At 34.3% G+C, this 18529-nt stretch carries 18 protein-coding genes; 6 read left to right on the top strand and 12 right to left on the bottom strand.

The window, feature by feature from the left end; all coding sequences use genetic code 11:
* Positions 1-15 precede the first annotated feature (15 nt).
* Complete coding sequence (locus AB1K81_RS12620) at positions 16-213, bottom strand: alpha/beta-type small acid-soluble spore protein (RefSeq protein ID WP_412977006.1); 198 nt, start codon at positions 211-213, stop codon at positions 16-18.
* A gap of 181 nt (positions 214-394) precedes the next feature.
* Here AB1K81_RS12620 and AB1K81_RS12615 point away from each other — a divergent pair, with 181 nt between their 5' ends.
* Complete coding sequence (locus AB1K81_RS12615; protein WP_412977375.1) at positions 395-2425, top strand: LuxR C-terminal-related transcriptional regulator; 2031 nt, start codon at positions 395-397, stop codon at positions 2423-2425.
* A 46-nt stretch (positions 2426-2471) separates the two neighbouring features.
* Here AB1K81_RS12615 and AB1K81_RS12610 read toward each other — a convergent pair whose 3' ends face one another.
* The 3 genes from AB1K81_RS12610 to AB1K81_RS12600 all read right to left on the bottom strand — a co-directional run bounded on the left by AB1K81_RS12610 (position 2472) and on the right by AB1K81_RS12600 (position 5483).
* Positions 2472-3800: an FAD-binding oxidoreductase gene (locus AB1K81_RS12610; RefSeq protein WP_412977005.1), complete on the bottom strand. Its 1329-nt coding sequence runs from the start codon at positions 3798-3800 to the stop codon at positions 2472-2474.
* Positions 3801-4020: 220 nt separating this feature from the next.
* Positions 4021-4905 carry a chemotaxis protein gene (locus AB1K81_RS12605; protein WP_412977004.1) on the bottom strand — a complete coding sequence of 295 codons (885 nt, stop codon included), beginning with the start codon at positions 4903-4905 and terminating at the stop codon, positions 4021-4023.
* Positions 4906-4982: 77 nt separating this feature from the next.
* Positions 4983-5483 (bottom strand): hypothetical protein, encoded by a 501-nt coding sequence (locus AB1K81_RS12600; RefSeq protein ID WP_412977003.1) that lies wholly within the window; start codon positions 5481-5483, stop codon positions 4983-4985.
* 195 nt (positions 5484-5678) lie between these two features.
* Between AB1K81_RS12600 and AB1K81_RS12595 the strand changes: the two genes are divergently transcribed.
* Positions 5679-5996: a hypothetical protein gene (locus AB1K81_RS12595; RefSeq protein WP_412977002.1), complete on the top strand. Its 318-nt coding sequence runs from the start codon at positions 5679-5681 to the stop codon at positions 5994-5996.
* A gap of 130 nt (positions 5997-6126) precedes the next feature.
* Here the strand turns inward: AB1K81_RS12595 and AB1K81_RS12590 are convergent, their stop codons facing one another.
* The 3 genes from AB1K81_RS12590 to AB1K81_RS12580 all read right to left on the bottom strand — a co-directional run bounded on the left by AB1K81_RS12590 (position 6127) and on the right by AB1K81_RS12580 (position 9471).
* Positions 6127-7167: a C39 family peptidase gene (locus AB1K81_RS12590; RefSeq protein WP_412977001.1), complete on the bottom strand. Its 1041-nt coding sequence runs from the start codon at positions 7165-7167 to the stop codon at positions 6127-6129.
* 44 nt (positions 7168-7211) lie between these two features.
* A complete protein-coding gene (asnB, locus tag AB1K81_RS12585; RefSeq protein WP_412977000.1) occupies positions 7212-9065 on the bottom strand; it encodes an asparagine synthase (glutamine-hydrolyzing) in 1854 nt (617 codons plus the stop codon).
* A 274-nt stretch (positions 9066-9339) separates the two neighbouring features.
* Complete coding sequence (locus AB1K81_RS12580; protein WP_412976999.1) at positions 9340-9471, bottom strand: hypothetical protein; 132 nt, start codon at positions 9469-9471, stop codon at positions 9340-9342.
* A gap of 308 nt (positions 9472-9779) precedes the next feature.
* Between AB1K81_RS12580 and AB1K81_RS12575 the strand changes: the two genes are divergently transcribed.
* Positions 9780-10244, top strand: a complete 465-nt coding sequence (locus tag AB1K81_RS12575; RefSeq protein ID WP_412976998.1) for an SRPBCC family protein — start codon at positions 9780-9782, stop codon at positions 10242-10244.
* 69 nt (positions 10245-10313) lie between these two features.
* On the opposite strand, the gene AB1K81_RS12570 is transcribed toward AB1K81_RS12575, so the two are convergent.
* The gene (locus AB1K81_RS12570; RefSeq protein ID WP_412976997.1) at positions 10314-10577 is read right to left on the bottom strand and encodes a YciI family protein; all 264 of its coding nucleotides are present in this window, start codon (positions 10575-10577) and stop codon (positions 10314-10316) included.
* Positions 10578-10705: 128 nt separating this feature from the next.
* On the opposite strand from AB1K81_RS12570, the gene AB1K81_RS12565 reads away from it, so the two are divergent.
* On the top strand, positions 10706-11161 hold the full coding sequence (locus tag AB1K81_RS12565) for a YndM family protein (protein WP_412976996.1): 456 nt from the start codon (positions 10706-10708) through the stop codon (positions 11159-11161).
* Positions 11162-11226: 65 nt separating this feature from the next.
* On the opposite strand, the gene AB1K81_RS12560 is transcribed toward AB1K81_RS12565, so the two are convergent.
* From AB1K81_RS12560 to AB1K81_RS12550, 3 genes are all read right to left on the bottom strand, one after another.
* On the bottom strand, positions 11227-11547 hold the full coding sequence (locus AB1K81_RS12560) for a hypothetical protein (protein WP_412976995.1): 321 nt from the start codon (positions 11545-11547) through the stop codon (positions 11227-11229).
* Positions 11548-11728: 181 nt separating this feature from the next.
* The gene (locus AB1K81_RS12555; RefSeq protein ID WP_412976994.1) at positions 11729-12679 is read right to left on the bottom strand and encodes an ABC transporter permease; all 951 of its coding nucleotides are present in this window, start codon (positions 12677-12679) and stop codon (positions 11729-11731) included.
* Positions 12672-13595, bottom strand: coding sequence for an ABC transporter ATP-binding protein (locus AB1K81_RS12550; RefSeq protein WP_412976993.1), 924 nt, complete (start codon positions 13593-13595; stop codon positions 12672-12674). Before AB1K81_RS12550 ends, AB1K81_RS12555 begins: the two co-directional genes overlap by 8 nt.
* A gap of 236 nt (positions 13596-13831) precedes the next feature.
* On the opposite strand from AB1K81_RS12550, the gene AB1K81_RS12545 reads away from it, so the two are divergent.
* Both AB1K81_RS12545 and AB1K81_RS12540 read left to right on the top strand, forming a co-directional pair.
* Positions 13832-14542, top strand: a complete 711-nt coding sequence (locus AB1K81_RS12545) for a response regulator transcription factor (protein ID WP_412976992.1) — start codon at positions 13832-13834, stop codon at positions 14540-14542.
* Positions 14542-16281 carry a HAMP domain-containing sensor histidine kinase gene (locus AB1K81_RS12540; protein ID WP_412976991.1) on the top strand — a complete coding sequence of 580 codons (1740 nt, stop codon included), beginning with the start codon at positions 14542-14544 and terminating at the stop codon, positions 16279-16281. The genes AB1K81_RS12545 and AB1K81_RS12540 overlap by 1 nt, the downstream gene beginning before the upstream one ends.
* A gap of 120 nt (positions 16282-16401) precedes the next feature.
* On the opposite strand, the gene ptsG is transcribed toward AB1K81_RS12540, so the two are convergent.
* Entirely contained in the window at positions 16402-18459 is a 2058-nt protein-coding gene (gene ptsG, locus AB1K81_RS12535; protein ID WP_412976990.1) for a glucose-specific PTS transporter subunit IIBC, read from the bottom strand.
* Positions 18460-18529 lie beyond the last annotated feature (70 nt).

Below are 18529 nucleotides of genomic sequence, written 5' to 3'. Positions count from 1 at the left end.
CCCTTTTGATGCATGCTACTGATTGCCTTTTTGCATGCTTTGTTCGGCGAGTTTGATCATTCGTTTGACCATTTCGCCACCCACGGATCCGTTTTCACGTGCAGTTGTGTCTGCACCGGGCTCGACACCAAGCTCATTTGCAATTTCCTCTTTCATTTGATCAATTGCATTCCTCGCACCAGGCACTAACAATTTATTATTGTTTCTGGCCAAAACTGATCACTCCCTGTGGGTATTGAACAGAATTTATCTGCTCACCTTTTAGGGTACGATAGATTACTTATTCTATACTTTATAACTATTTAACATATGTCTTGACAGTACTTTACTACTACACTATATTTTTAATAATAGAATTTTTCTAAAATCGATAAAGGAGGATAGCTGATTGAATATGCATGAAGATGCTTCAGAATCAGACAATAGTATCCATCAAGTTATTAAAGAAGTTGAGGAACAATATTTTATTGGTAGAGCAAATGAATTGAAGTTTTTTCATGATTACATACAAATAGATAATCCAGCGCAAAAGGTGATTCACTTTTATGGAGAAGGAGGTATAGGAAAAACCTACTTAATAAAAGAATTTGCAAGAATTGCAAATAAACACCATATCCCTTTTATCCATTTAGATAGTCAGGATTTCACCCATAACGAACAAGGATTCATCGATTATTTATATTCAACAATACTTTTCTTTGTACAAACACCAACTGAAAGTATTATTGACCAACAAATAACACTTCATGACTGTGTTGAGTTAATCAATAACTACGGAAAAAAAATAATTATTGCGATTGATACGTATGAACATATGACCGATCTTGACCGTTGGTTAAGAAATGTATTTATTAGACAATTACACCAACGAATAAGTATTATCTTAGCAGGTAGGAAACCATTAGCAAGTGAATGGTTGGAATCACCGGCATGGAGAAGATTAACCTACCAATGTAAAATCAATCCTTTCAACCGAGAAGAAACAAAGCATTATTTACAATTAAACGGTATGACCGATGAAAGTAATATGGATACCATTTGGGAATATACAAAAGGGCACCCTCTACTCATTACCTTAGCAACTATCAGTGATTTTACCAATGAAGAAGAGAATTTTACTAATCAAAATAATACGGAAATATTAAGTACTTTAACGAAGAGATGGTTAAGTGAGGTGACCGACGAAAGATTAATCAACATATTAGAAGTTGCAGCATTGTTTCATCAATTTGATCAAAACTGCTTATCAGAAATACTTAATCAAGAAATTCCAAATAGCATATTTAATCAACTTATCTCTCTTTCTTTCGTTCGTAAGACTAGACGAGGTTGGGGGATACATGAACTAATTCGTGATGCTATTAGAATTGAATTAAAACAACGAAATCCCGACCGCCATGAACTCATAACGAAGAAAATAATCCAGTATTATTATCACCGTATAATTAAACATAAAGCAGAAGAAGATATTGCTTCCTTTTTCTATCATATTGGTGATGATGTCATTCAATCGGTTTTCTTTCAGGATGCCTATTTAGATACGTCTATGTATCTAGAGCCAATAGGTGAATATAATTTTCATGAGGTTGAGGATTTTTTCACTTATTTAAAAGAAAATCCTTCCGTAAGCAAAACAAATTTTTACAATCGAGAAACAAACTTATCTCTTCAATTCGATGCTTCACTAGAGCACAATCTACTTGAACACAAATTAGTAGGACCAGAATATATTAAAAAAATTGGGTATAATGGTGCAAGTTTACTCAAAAAGAAAAATGGAGAGGTCATTGCGATATCAATCATCGTTCCAGTAAATGAAAAGACATTACCAATTCTTGCTACCGAACCTGTTTCAAGAGCTTATTTTGGCAATTTAACTGTCGAGGAAAAAGCTTATTATAATGTTCCTGTAGAAAAAACAGCAGGCTATTTTATTCGATATCAAGAATATAAGGATCCAACTGATAACGCTGCACGTTCTTATTTATTATATAATTTATTTCCATTAATTTTTCTAGGAGGTAAATTAATCGCTTCTACTCCCTTGAAATTCTTTCAAGAGTTACTTAATAAGTTTGGCTTCCAAGTTGTACCGGGGAGAGAGCATAACGACTACCATGATGACAAGCCTACACAAACTTACTTATTAGACTTAAGTGGTCCAAAACTAGTACCATATTTAAAACAATTTGTTAGTGGTATAACTAAACAAAACGAATTGGATATTTTAACAGAAAAATATTCACTTACTAAACGTGAACAAGACATTACAAATCTTTTATTAGAAGATAAATCAATAGCTGACATCGCTAAGGAATTATTCATTGCTGAAATTACGGTAAAAAAAGCACTAAGCAGAATTTATAAAAAGGCAAATGTTAAAAACAGACGGCAGCTTATTAAGAAAATAATGGATATTTTTTAGTAAGAAGACGTCTCCTATGGCTGGTACCACGTAGAGACGTCCTACTTTAACCTATTAAATTATGTTCCGGACAAAATAGGTTTTTCGGATCATATTCCTTTTTCAGTTCAACTAATCGTTTTTCAATTCTCCTGTAAGAATTTCGAATTATTTCCTCATTTACATTGGAACTATTTAAATAGGATATTTGATTATAGGAATAAGGTAATAATTTTTCATACAATGCTTGAATCCATGCTTGTGTTTTTTCAGGATGGTTTCCAATCTCTGCTTCCACTATAACTAGATAACTAGCATCCCGAATATGAAAAGCCGTCTCATAGTTAGATATTCTGTTCATTTCACCATGTATTTCAATAAGATGAACTGAAGCAGGAAAATGACTTCCTTCCAATTCTTCCATCAGAATATTGATCACAGCATCGTTTAATTCATTAAAGAATAGTGATATTCCCTCTATAGCAAAACCATTTTGGACATACCAATCAAAATTCCTTTGCATTTCAATATATGGCATGATTCCCGTATAATCCGCAATCGGGGTGGCAAGTTCTAATAAAGGTTGAATAATTTCTTTTTCTACCTGAATATTTAAATCCCCGATATACATACCACCTAAACGTACACACTTTTTATCATTTTCCATCTTGGTAATCGCAATACTAAATGAAATTTCATCAACGGCATTTTGCCGATAGATTTCAGCTTTTTCTATTATTTGTTTATAGTCCTTATAATCATATATAACATCAATCCCAAGAATATGTTGACCAACCGGAACTAAGTTAAATTCAAATTTCGTCACAACACCAAAATTTGCACCAGCTCCTCGAATGGCCCAAAACAATTCTGGATGTTCAAATCGATTTACATAAATTAATTTTGCTTCTCCAGTAACAAGGTATACACCGACAATATGATCACTTGTCAGTCCGTATTTACCCCGTAAATACCCGATTCCGCCACCTAAAGCTAGACCTGAAACTCCAATATTTGAATTCATTCCAAGTGGAACAGCTAAACCATATTCTTGGGTTATCTCATCTACCTCAAATGTTTTAGCTCCAGCCTCAACTGTAGCTATATTACTTACTTCATCTATGTGCACCCTATTCATTTTGGATAAATCGATAAGTACTGCATTATCTTTCACAGATGTACCCGCAGGATGAAATCCCCCACCACGAACAGTAATTTTCAAACCATGTTCATTCGCATACTGAACCGCTTCTATCACATCTTCTTCGTTTGCACATTCAAAAATTGTAGCGGGGTAGCAATCAACATGTGAATTCCATACCTTTCGTTTAAGGTGATACAAAGGGTGATCACATTCTATTTTCTGGCCACTCTTTTGCTTGATATTATGACCCATGAAAATTCCCTCCGTTTCATAATTAATGATGGAGTCCTACGTGATGAGAGACTAAATCTATTGAACCTCTATTAAAGTTAGATTAACATACGATAGATTTGTTGTAATGTATACTAAGGTATATATTTTTTAAATAATTATGAAAGGAGGGATATTTATCTGCGCTTTTTCGATTTTTATTGATATTTTCTGGAAAATTTTCCTGAAATACTTTATTTTTTTATGATTGATGTTCAGAAATAGGAACCATTTTATGATTAACAGTTTTCCAAGTCCGAAAAAGCCCGTCCACTATCGGTTGAATCACTTCTTTATCCGTATCATATTTAAGGTGTGAAAGTGGATTCCAACTAGTAAAAATACCTCCAGCATTTACTTCAATATCTGCTGTAACCGCTTGATTATAAGCTTCATTTATACCTTTAAGAGGAAAGGCGAGAATATCATCTTTATCATAAAAGTTTAACCATTCTCCAGTTAAGTTAGGATAATAGTTTTTAATTGTTGGGGAAGGTACCGTGATTGGAGAACCAAAATCAATATATCGTAATGACCACATCGCCATTGGGCTACCCATCGTATAAAATAGCGCTAATGTCTGACATTGTTCTAAAGCATTCTCACTTGTACACCATTTTGTTTCGTTACCTATATTTTCTTGTTTAAACTGTAAGTCGTAAAAATAATTACTTGCGATGATGGTACCTAAGCTATGGCTGATGACACATAGTGGTGCCATTTCACCTGCTTTTATGCGTAAACGCTGAATTGCTAGTGCTATTAGTGCATGAACTTGATCATAATTTTGATTTCTTAGTCTCGTTGGCTGATATGCTACTGCATCTGCTAGAAATTCCAAAACAAATCGGCGTAGTCTACCGAGATTCAAAGTCCTATATTCTGTAAGTTGCTCCCATAACTTTTCTTGTTCAGGAGCAAATATATTTGACCAAAATACAGTTTCAAAAACAATTTCCTCCTCTTTATTTTGATCGTGTAACTTTTTAACAAAACCTTTCTTTAATTTATCAATCAACTTATCTGCAAAATTTTCATTAGGAGTACCTGCACCATGAAGAATCAACACCGCAATTTTTTGACTCATCACTCTTCCTCCTTCTAGAAATGGATAAACTATTTTCTCTATCATACGGAAATAACAAGCAGTTTTTAAGGTGAAGATTACCTAATTTTTTCTGGGTCCTCATTAGTTTCAGATTTTTTATAGTCCCAAAGTATTGTCCACTCATCATCTTGAAGTGTAGCATAGACATCTTGAACAATTTCAAAATTACCATAGATACCTTGGAAATATTGAGTAACCGTTATCTTGTACACCTCATCAATCGGTTCAGCATCTTCTTCCATTTGCCAATCTCGAACCTGTTTTGTATCATCAATCGTAAAAGTAAATGTGTTAACCCCGAAGTGATTTAGAAAAACATGTGGCCGATCCTCTAAATACTTTCCTTTTTCAAAACGTTCCTTCATATAAGGATGAAACATATCCCACGATTCAGCGAAAGCTCCTTCCTGTTCATACTTGTAAAACTCTTCTACTGCTTGTTGAGCTTGATTCGAAGGAGTGTTAAAGATGAACACATATACAAATCCTCCTATTAGTCCAATCATAACTACTACAATTAAAATTTTTAGAACGTTTTTTTGTTTGTTCCTGTTCATTAAGCAACCCTCTTTCATAAAAGATGGACTACTATAAACTATTCTGTAGGATGATTAATTATAAGTTAATCCTAAAAAACACAAAGTTACATTTCCAAATATGGTTATGCCTTCTAATTTCTGTCAAAATTTGTCGACATAGGTCCTAATATTTTTGTATTTTATTACATATATCTAAAGCTGGAGGTGAATATATTGTCAACATCTCGTATTATGAAATGGGTAACAGGTGGATTAGAAGCTATTTTAGGGATTCCTATTTTAGGAGCTGCAATTATTCTTTCATTAGTTTGGACACCACTTTTAATTATGTTAGCTCTTCACATTGTTACTTTAGTACTTACGAAAAAAGATGGCGGTGCTACAACAGGAAGTATTTTAGGTATTGTCACTTCTTGTATCGGATGGATTCCTTTTGTTGGAATGATCATGCATATTCTTTCTGCAATTTTCCTAATGATCAATGCTGCAAAACCAGATAATGGTTCTCATGCAGTAGTATCCGAACAATAACCATCTAAAGAGGACTCAGATTTGAGTCCTTTTTTCTTTTACTATAGTTAAACTATTCACTTTTTTCCCCTCATTAAACAACCTAATCCAAAACAAAAACCACAGACAAGTTCATCTGTGGTTTAATCTATTACCGAACTACCATTGCATGGCTTCCGGCTTTCTTATATATTTCAAAAAATCGATTTTTAGGATATGCAACATTCCCTTTTAGTGGATCCATAACATACACTTCCGTTTCACTGAATCCAGTTAACACGACGGTGTGAGAGTTTCGGATTATATCGATTGACTTATCGGTTCCATTCACATACCAAGAATAATTAAATAATGGTTCCCGTTGATCAATGGTTGTCCAAATAATGACTGGTATTCCTTCTTGAATGTAGTTTAACAATTCTTCTGGGCTACTACCTGTTAAGTCCATCGCCTTATGATGTCCACCAATATCGTTAAAATATCGATTGACCGTTTCTATCACCGGTGGAACATAACTAAAAAATCCTTGATTTTTACTTCTAGGTTCTCCTGCATATGCTTGATAAGGATCTGCACCGTATAATTTACCATCTTTAACTTCAAACGGTACTTTTGGTAAATATTTATCCGATAGGACTGTTTTCTTCACATTGTAGTCATAGTAATTTAACACTGCTGTTAGAGCAGTTACCTCACAACCGTTTGGAAGTTCTGGCCCTTGTAAAACAACATCAACAGGCAAATTCATCTTTGTTGCAACAACTTCTTGATTACTGGTACGACTATAGGCACTTATTGACTCTTGAACATTGTTTTCAATTGTAACTACTGTATGCTCAGTTAATAAAGAAACCGTTTTTTGCTCCGTATTTAATTGATAAGGTGACTTTATATCTGTTTGGATGATTAGATAGCTTTTATTTTTCAGAAGATTATCCGTTTGGATCATGCCATCACTACCGGTAACTAGTTCTGCAACAACTTCTTTCGTCTTTAAATCAACCACTTGAAATTTTGTATCTTTAATAGGAAAGCCCTTTTGGGCATCGACACTCGCAATGGTTAATATTCCTTCGTTCTTTTCAAACATCTCATAAACAAACGCATAAATCTTATCGCCTTTTGTGACAACAAGAATTAAACAAATGAATAGTAGGAAAAAAAGTATCGAATTTCTTAAGATTATTTTCACTTGCGAGCAACTCCCTATTATGACTTAGGAATGATCGTTCTACCTTAGTCCTCCATATCAATAAAGAAACGCTTATACCATACTAAAAATACATAAACAGTCCAAATATAACGAGCACGGTTAGCTTGACCATGATAATGCTCATCAAGGTATTTAAGTAGCTCTTCTGTATGGAAGAACTGTTTTGCTAAATCAGATTCAAACACTTCTCTTACTTTATTATAGTACTTAGCCTGTTTAATCCATTCACGGAATGGAACTGGGAATCCGACTTTCGGACGATTCGCCCATTCATCAGGTAATACTTCATTTGCAGCTTTACGTAAAACATATTTCGTATCTATATCATTTACTTTTAAATGTGCCGGAATCTTTCCTGCCATTTCCATTACTTCTTTATCTAAGAATGGAACACGAAGTTCAATAGAATGAGCTGAACTCATTTTATCTGCTTTCAATAAAATATCTCCTGGTAACCAATGCTTCATATCTACATATTGCATCTTCGTCACATTATCTTTTCCAGGAACCCTATCGTATGATTCACGAACAATTTCAACTGGAGATGGAGCATCTTTAAAGTCATCTTTTAATACTTTCCATGCATCTTTTTCATCAAATACTTTCGCTTGTCCGATAAACTTCTCCTCGACCTTTTGACCACCTTTTACAAGGAAAGTGGTCATACGATTTTCAGGAAGCTTCTTCGCAATATTAGATACAATTCGGCGGAAAATAAATGGTATTTTTTCATATGCACGCATCTCTTTGGATGTTTCATACCATGCATAACCACCAAAGATTTCGTCCGCTCCTTCACCAGAAAGAAGTACCGTAGCATGCTGACTAGCTAGTTCTGCTAAAAAGTATAGCGGCACTGATGATAGGTTAGACTGCGGCTCATCCATATGATATTGAACAGTAGGAATCACATCAAAGAATTCATCAGCACTGATGATTTTTTTATGGTTTTCTATGCCTAATTGCTTAGAAAGGTCTGCTGCAATATTCGTTTCATTAAAAATACCTTCGTAATCTTCAAACCCAACGGAGAATGTTTTATCTGGTTTAAGAAGTGCTGTAATATAACTTGAATCAACCCCACCAGATAAGAATGAACCAACTTTCACATCACTGATGCGGTGATATTTAACAGACTCCTCCATCGTTTCTTTAATTTGTTGCACATAATATTCTAATGAATTTTCTTCTGTTTCAAATGGAACATCCCAATATTGATTGATCTCCATTTCACCGTTTTTATAAATCATATAGTGTCCTGGTCTTAGTTTGTAAACCCCTTTAAAGAACGTTTCATCAAGTGCTGAATATTGGAATGTTAAATAAGGTTTTAATGCTTGTTTGTTCAATTCTTTTTGGAACCCAGGAAACTTCATAAACGATTTAATTTCTGATCCAAAAAGGAAAGAATTATCAGTTGTATTTTGTGTATAATATAAAGGCTTAATACCAAAGAAATCACGAGCGATAAGTAAAGATTCATCTTTTTTATCCCATAGTGCAAAAGCAAACATCCCACGAAGCTTTTGTAAAATGTCTACCCCGTATTCTTCATAACCGTGAATAATTACTTCTGTATCACTTTGACTTTTAAACACATGTCCTTTTGCTTTTAAATCATCCATTAACGATTGGTAGTTATAGATTTCCCCATTAAAAATTAATGAAATGGAACTATCTTCATTGAACATTGGCTGACTGGCATCTGGTGTTAAGTCAATAATTTGAAGTCTTCTAAAGCCTAACGTTACATTACCATCTACATGAAATCCATCACTATCTGGACCTCGGTGACCAATTGTGTTCATCATATTTTGAATAACAGTTGGTTTATCTATCTCAATTTTATTTGTTACAAATCCAACAAAACCACACATAGCAGTATCTCCTCATATTTCGGATTAAGGTATCTACTAATTTATCTAACTAGTAGTTTATACATATCTTCCTTGATTTCATACCTATTAATTTTATCAATTTAAGGAGACATTCACAAGAGGGAACGCAACAACTTTCACCATTTCTCGACCAAGTATTCAGAAAGAGGAATAAGGACCAATCCGAGGATGAATTGATCCTTATTTTTAAATAAGTGGTGAGGGGGCCTTACGAGGATACTTGAGGGTTTCACTTTGGAATATGTAACGAGAATTACATGGTGGAGACAACCTTTATTTCGGATAGACGCCTATTTGTAGCAGCAATAATTTCTAAAAGCTGTACAATAGTATTTTCATGTTGTTCCACCTTTCTTTTTAAATCTAAAAACTCATTCTGGTCCACAACTTCCCCTCCTTTCGAAGTCTATATAATCATATTCAAGGAAATATTTCCAATTAAGATTTTTAGTATTTTTGACCCGTTTCGACATAAAAAGGCTAATAAATTTCAATTTTAAACTGTAATTTTCTTAGAAATTCACATTTATAGTTGCTGAACCTTAATATAATTTTTTTATTTTCTTTTTTTCAACAAATATCGACAAATAAGTAGGAAACTTGTCCTGTAACCAATTTATAAGAAGATTTTTCGAATAAAACTCGAATTTACTAATATAATTTGTAACATGGATAACAAGGAGGTTATTTGGAATGCCTGGAGGTTCGTATACAACAGAGTTGGATTTGCCTATTGAAGTCATTTGGGATTTTGTCAGTGATATGAATAAATGGGCACCACTTGTCCCTGGTTATATTGAGCACAAAATCCTAAACGAGAAACAATCAACTTGGAAATTCAAAGGAGATGTGGGAAGGCTTCAGAAAACAGTCAGTATGCGGATTGATATTACAGAGTGGAAAAAACCAACTACCGTACGATTTACACTAACTGGTTTAACGGAGAATGTTTCAGGTAAAGGTTATTTCGAGGCAAAAGAGCTTACCAATTATCAAACAGAAATGACCGGAAACCTTAATATGACTGCAAAAGGCTTAATGGGGCCAGTCATTAATCCTGTTTTAAAAACAATGGTTCCAAAAACCGTGAAACGTTTTACAGAAGCAGTAGTAAATAAAATTATAGAAAACCAGCGTCAAGTGGCAAGAGGTTATTAAACAGGGGGAACCTTCAGATATGATATTAAAGAGAAAGGGCCAAAACACCTTTTGTTTTGGCCTAATTAATTAGCTTAAGTTCATTTCCCATTCATGAATCTCATAATTTCTTGCCCCTAAACCTACATAAGGATCTTTCTTAACCATTTCTTCAACTTGCTCCAAGTTTTCTCCTTTATAAATCACTAAACCTCCAGCTCCATCCACAAAACGCCCTTTTGCAAATATATAACCTTCCTCTTCCTTTTCCTTTAGAAACTGTAAATGTTCTGCACGATGTACTTTACTTTTTTCTTCATCCTTCATCGGTAAAAGCACCGCAAAATGTTTCATCGCTAACCCTCCACATGATTAGATTTATGTCCTATAAATATCATATTTTCAGGGAAATTGCCAAATACTAGCTGATAATGGCTGCTGTAACTCATTAGTAAAAAATTTTTCCTGAAAGGGTGTTCAACATGAATGTAAAGGCACTTGGAATTAAGTTTATCATTAATCTAATCGTCGTCTACTCGATCTTCGGAATATTTTATAATGCTTCTTTAGTAAATTTATTTATTATTAGTGTTTTAACAACTGTGATAGCCTATGTTGTTGGGGATTTGTTCATATTAAGGCGGTTTGGAAATATTGTGGCAAGTATTGCTGATTTTTTCTTAGCTTTCGTTACATTAGCTGTACTTGGAGGTTTAATAATCCAAACGGATATGCCGATAGTTCTTGCTTCCTTATTTGCTGCTTTTTTCCTCGTTTTAACCGAACCACTATTACATGCTTACATGCAGGAAAAAGGTCCCGATGAAAAGAAAGACCGCCATTTAGCTAGCGGTAATCTACAGACTGAGTTTGCAGAAGAAACAACTCCTAACCCTCTTACTAGAAAGAAGGATAAAAGGAGAGATCCTACTAAGTAAATCTAAATTTTTCTAACAATAAAGTGCCAGTACTAACGATGTAGTAACTGGCACTTCCTATTGTCCTAATGGTTATCTCGATGCTTCTCACTATGTATCACTTCATCTAAAGTAGTTACTACTTTTGTGTGATTATGGATATCACAATAATAAACTACGGTTTTTATCCGGTGAGATATGGTACAAGTACGTTTATGTTTCATAAAATTTTTCCAGTACGTGTACTCATGTTCTCCAACCAATATAACATCATAATGTACACTGGATTGTTTCCAATTATGTTCTTCATTTGTTGTCGGTGTTCTCTCCGCCAAAACAACTTGTTGTACACTAAAAAACAGGAATCCAATGATCATTAGGCTCCGAAGTAATTTAATTCTACTCACCCCACACATTCATTATACTTTCTCATTTTTTCCAATAAAGACCGATTTTATTAATCAGTTGGTGGATTACTTCAAAATAAATAGAAAAAGTTCAATCTTTCCTATCATTAAAATCCAAAGAATCCTTTACTAAGCAAAGTAAAGGATTCTCTTAAGAAAAGGTAAGATTGTAAGACAGTTACTAAATTGATACATCTCGTTTGGTAAAAACTATCCACGATGAAATAGCAAATATGACGAAATAAACAATTAATACCGTGATAGAGAAAGTAATACTCATTCCTTCCATTAATGGTTCCACTCCATCGATATATTGGCTTAAGTCAGTATTAGCAAATAAAATATATTTAGCCCAACCTCGATCTGCAAAAAACAGGACAATTGAATTCCCCGCTAGCATTAAGAATACCGCTGTTCCAATAGCAATCGCACTACTCCTAAAAATACTAGAAATCATAAAGGCGAATGTCGCCATCATTACTAGATTAACTAATTTAAGTCCATAACTAATCAAAACTTCATTAATTATCGATACATATGCAAACTCCCCACTCTTTTCTACAACCATATATGGATTTAATCCATCGACACCAAATAATATTGCCCCTATAACCCATGATAAGATAATGAGAAAGATAAGAGTGTTGAATGCAAACAACAGGACCGCTACATACTTGGAGATTAATATCTTTACTCTTGAAATTGGGCGAATTAGCAATAGTTTAATGGTTCCCCATTTAAATTCATTAGCTAGGATACCAGCCGCCACAATTATAGTAAATAAACTAATGAGAGAAAGTAGAAATACATTTTCCAGTACGTATTGCCATGCTCCATAGCCTGGTGGATGGATATCATTTTCCAAGTAGTAATTATTTTGTTGAATTAAACTACTGTTAAAATCTTGTAAGAGCCCTATATCTTCCATATCCTTAGTAAGTTGATTATTTTCCTCTTGGAGTTCCTCTCTCCATGTGTTCTCGCCATAATCTATCGTAATGATACCTGAAGTAAGATTAATAATGGCACCTACAATAATTATCAATGCAAGTACGATGTACATGATCCATGTAGCTTTTTGAAAATATATTTTGGATACTTCATTATTTATTAATTTAATAAAATTAACCAATGGTATTCTCCCCTATCAAATCAAAAAATTTATCCTCTAATGTCCCTTTTGATACTTTTACTTGGTATATGGAAATATCTTCTTTTACCAAAGTTTGAATGATATTGGGGATTTGCTCTCTTTGACATTGGAACTTGACCAATTCACAATCAAACTGTGCATCAATACCGTGAACGTTTCTAATATGATTTATAGCGATCTTAGGAAGTTTAACTTCCATTTGAACGTTGTTAGATTGTTCTTCTACAACATTTGATGACTTAACTGACTGAATAGCTACTAGTTCTCCATTTTTAATAATTCCTATCCTGTCACATATTAGTTCTATTTCTGATAACAAATGGCTCGAGATAATAATGGTAACATTATGCTCCGATGCAAGATTTCGAATATATTGGCGAATTTCCCTAATCCCCGCCGGATCGAGACCATTAGTCGGTTCGTCTAAGATTAGCACTGATGGGTTATGCAATAATGCTTGAGCAATCCCTAAACGCTGACGCATTCCTAATGAGTATTTAGACACTTTCTGTTTAATCGCCTTTTCCAGTCCGACTAAAGTAATTACCTCTTGAATCCTTTCCTTCGTAACTCCTGGAACCATTCGAGCAAAATGATTCAAATTTTGTAAACCAGTCATAAATGGGTATAATTCTGGGTTCTCAACAATTGCTCCAACCTCACGAATTGCTTCTTTATAATTGTCTTTAATACTTTTACCAACGATTTGTACATCCCCATTAGATATTTTCATTAACCCCACCATCATCCTAATGGTCGTGGTTTTCCCTGCTCCATTAGGGCCAAGAAATCCAAATACTTCTCCAGATTTAATCTCAAAGTCTAATCCTTTAATGATTTGTTTTTTCCCTATGGACTTTTGCAAATTAATTAATTTCATTGCTGCCTTTGTCAAAATTTCTCCCCCTTGTAACTTCTTTAGAAAACCTGAAACGAATAATTAGCATTTCATAATCGATATCCGTTGATGAAAATTCTACCTTCTCTATTTATACCTATATGGTAGCAATAACAGTTTTCTATAGGTTGAACAGTTAATTACGATTACTTAAATTAAATAGTAGTTTGTTCAACTAATGGTAAACTTCAAATGGTATGATAAAATCAAACTTCATTTAGCGGGGGACAAAAATGGAAAATACAGCGATTTTAATTGTTGATGATGAACAGTCCATTGTAACGATGTTAGAGACCATGTTAAAAAAAGAGGGATTCTATCAAGTATATAAAGCTCATACAGGCAAAGATGCGTTACATATTTTAGAAAAGCAGCAAATTGATATTATTATCCTTGATGTTATGCTTCCTGATGGGAGTGGATTTGATTTTTGTCCAAAAATAAGGCTTCATTCAAATGCTTATATTTTATTTTTAACGGCAAGAGTATCTGACTTAGACGTTCTTACAGGTTTTGCAACAGGGGGAGATGACTATGTTACAAAACCATTCAACCCTTTAGAGATTGCAGCAAGAATTAAAGCCTATATTAGAAGAGTAGAACAATCACAGGTTCCGAGTGTTTCTTTTCCTAACAAGCAATATGATTTTGGTAGATTTAAATTGGATGAAAATGCTGGCGAATTAATTGTAGATGGTAAGATAGTAAGTTGTCCTACACAGGTTTACTTACTTTTACTTTATTTTTGCAAACATCCAAATACCATTTTTTCCAAATCAACTTTATTAGAGGAAGTATGGGGATTTGATAGATATGTAGATGAAAATACCGTTTCAGTACACATAAGAAGGATAAGAGAAAGAATTGAGAAAGACCCAAGTAATCCTGAGTATTTAGTTACCGTTCGGGGACTTGGCTATAAGCTAGTAAAGGAATTTTCATAATGAAAAAATTAAGGTGGCGTTTATTTCTCAATTTTCTATTCCAATTTATTTTAATTGCTGCCTCCATGCTATTCCTTATCCTTGTCACGTTAATGTTTGCTGTAACCTTTTTCACTAAAAGTTATTCGGAACATAATTATTACCAAGCCATGTTAGAATCTATCTCAATGGATTCAGGAAATTCTTTCACCGATTTAAAAATGGCAAAGGGCTGGGACAATAAGTTGGATGAACATAATGTATGGGTTCAAATTCTTAACGAGGATGGACAAGTGATTGAATCTGGAAATGTCCCTGAAGATATCCCCAAAAAGTATAGCCAATACGATTTAATTACCATGAAGCAATCAGAAGTAATAAATGGGTATTCATTAGCATTTTATTTAGAAACTTTCTATGAATCAAATTATCTATTCATCCTGGGCTATGAGGATTCTGGAAACCAATTATTAGAAACTATCGTACAAGATTATTCAGAGAATGGTCTTATTCCTAGTCATTATATGCCGGAAGTTGCAGAATTACTTGCAAATAATAAAGGGAAGCTTGAGATTTTCGACTCAAATGAAACACTTCTATTAACAATGGGAAATGATTTTAATTTTAAAGAAAAACCGTTGGATGTATTTTTACGGGACACTTCTCCGAATACATTCTCTACTAATCAAAATATCTATAAGGATCCTTATTCAGATACACTATGGGTGCTGTATACACCGAATGAGAATTATAGAGAACTAGAATTAAGCCAATATCGAGACCTCGGGAATTCATTTGCAATAACCGGCTTAATTGTACTTTTTATTACAATTATGGTATCTATTTGGAACGGTTTTCGTTATGGAAATCCACTGTTCATTTTTTCAAATTGGTTAAGTAGAATGGGCAATCAAGAGTATAGTGAAGTGCTAACCGCGCAAGAGAAGAAACAAGTTTATAAACGGAATGGTAAGTTAAAAATGCGCTATCGACTATTTAAAGAGGTATTTCAGGCTTTCTATGAAATGGCGGAAAAACTAGATCGTTCTCAAAAGGAAAGAGAACAACTTGAAAGAACTAGAGAAGAATGGATGGCTGGTATTTCTCATGATTTACGTACTCCACTTACAACGATGCAAGGCTATGGAAATTTACTAGAAAGTAGCCAGTATGACTGGTCGAAGAAAGAATTAGCAGAAATAGGGGAGACCATAAAGGAAAAAAGCGACTATATGCTTAGACTCATTGAGGATTTTACTTTAAGTTTCCAATTGAAAAACGAATCCGTTCCATTGCTTTTAGAACCTAAAAACCTTAATGATTTAATGATAGAATTAATCCAGAAATATAAACAAGATCGCACGATTGAGGGATATCCATTACACTTTAAGCCATTAGAAAATGATGTAGTAATCCAGATTAACAAACGCCTTTTCGAAAGATTAATTGATAATCTTATCTATAACGCTATTAAACATAATCCAAGTGGAACCTCTATTGACATTATATTGGAAAAATCCTCAGCAAATAGTATAAAACTAACCATTAAAGATGATGGAATTGGAATGGATGATAGAACGAAACAGCATTTATTTGATCGTTATTATCGTGGTACTAATACTAATGAAAACATAGAGGGAACAGGATTAGGAATGAGTATTGCCCTACAAATTGCCGTCGCTCATAATGGAGAGGTCCATGTCGAATCTATGGAAAACGAAGGTACATCCGTTTCTATTACCTTCCCTCTTTCTACTTAATAAAGGTGCAATACCTAAACGTTCTAACATGTATCAAAACTTTAGGAGACAACAAATAAAAAAGGGAAAACCGCATGACTAATTCATGCGATTTTCCCTTACTTTATTAGTCCACATTACTCAACTTTCTATTTTTACAATATCCTTCTCTTCTAAACCTACACTACCTTGTTTTACAATCACAACCTTCTCGCCTTCTTTAAGGTTAGTGAAAACAATAGGTGTAATAGATGAAGTAGCATTTTCCTCAATATAACGTACATCTACTTTTAATAGAGGTTGTCCAGCTTTAACACTTTCTCCTTCTTCAACTAACAACTCAAAGCCTTCACCTTTAAGGTTAACGGTATCTAAGCCAAAGTGAATAAGAATTTCTTTTCCACCTTCAGAAAGAATACCTAAAGCATGCTTTGTAGGGAAAGCATTCATGATTTTACCGTTCACAGGTGCAACAACTAGTCCGTCCTGTGGCTTAATCGCAAATCCATCTCCCATCATTTTTCCAGAAAATACTTGATCGGGAACTTCTGAGATTGGAACGATTTCTCCTTTAATTGGAGCGATAAATTGTTCATCCGCTATTGTATTTTGTAATGCTTCTGGATTTACTTCCTCAATTTGTTGTTTAACTTCTTCGTCCTGGTTAACGTTTGTCACAGGACGAGGTTTCTTACCAGACATAATATCCTGCATTTGCCCTTTTATAATTTCAGAACGTGGCCCAAAGATTGCTTGAATGTTATTTCCTACCTCTAGAACACCTGCTGCACCCAGTTTTTTCAATTCTTCTTTATTTACATTTCCAATATCATTTACAGATACACGCAGTCTAGTGATACATGCATCTAAATGAGAAATATTTTCTTGACCACCCATTGCATCTAAAACGTTGTATGCAAGGTCACCAGCTTCACCTTTTGTTTCTTTATTATCTTCTTCAACAGCTTCACGACCCGGAGTCATTAAGTTAAACTTCTTGATAAAGAAACGGAATAGGAAGTAGTAAAGAACACCAAATGCTAATCCAACTAGAACTGCAAGCCACCATGGTTCTTTACCTGGTAAAATTCCAAATAGTGCAAAGTCAATAAATCCACCAGAGAAGGTGTATCCAATATTAACACTTAAGAAGGTCATAATCATAAATGATAAACCGTCTAAAATCGCATGAATTAAGAAAAGTATTGGTGATACAAACATAAACGAGAACTCTAAAGGTTCTGTGATACCAGTTAAGAATGACGTTAGTGCTCCTGATGCAAGTAAACCAGCAACTAGCTTTTTACGTTCAGGTCTAGCTGCATGATACATGGCTAATGCAGCAGCTGGTAACCCAAACATCATAATAGGGTACTCTCCAGCCATGAAGTTACCTGCCGTAATTTCAACATTATCACGTAGCTGTGCAAAGAAGATCGTCATATCTCCTCGGACAATTTCCCCAGCTGCAGTTGTATAAGAACCAAATTCATACCAGAATGGCGCATGGAAAATATGATGCAGACCAAACGGAATTAATAAACGTTTTATAAAACCAAACATAAATACAGCTAAATACGTACCTTCTTCAATTAACCAGTAGGAAGCATTATTCATCGCTGTTTGTACTGGTGGCCAAACTAGCATTAAGATTAAACCGGCAATGAATGAGAATACCGCTGTCGCAATAGGTACAAAGCGCTTCCCTGCGAAAAATCCTAGGAAGGACGGCATTTCAATGTCATGGAACTTGTTATAGGCAAAGGCTGCAATTAACCCGACGATAATACCTCCGAATACACCTGTTTGTAAGGTGGGGATACCTAATACACTGGCATAACTTGGGTCAGATGCAATCATTTCAGGGGTTACGCCAATCCAAGACCCCATAACCTGATTCATAACTAAATAACCAACTAAAGCAGCAAGTCCAGCAGCACCGTCAGCAGCTAAACCAATAGCAACACCCACTGCAAAGATTAGCGCTAAGTTAGCAAAGATTATATTCCCTGCATCCTCCATAACAGATGCCGTTAATTGAATCCAATCTGCATTTAAAAATGGCAGATAACCAAGTGTCGTTTCCTGTTGAGCAGCATTACCTAGCCCAAGTAATAAACCAGCGGCAGGCAATAACGCAACAGGTAACATAAGTGCTTTACCAATTTTTTGTAAAACACCAAAAGCTTTTTTAAACATGAAAATCCTCCTCTTTGATGTAACAAATCCATTTGCTGCAGAAAGTTAAGTAAGAAAGCCGTTTCATTTT

Source organism: Ornithinibacillus jepli, assembly GCF_047228935.1.
GTDB lineage: Bacteria > Bacillota > Bacilli > Bacillales > Amphibacillaceae > Ornithinibacillus.
The sequence above is the reverse complement of the archived record's forward strand: the minus strand, read 5'-3'. Positions and strand labels throughout refer to the sequence as shown.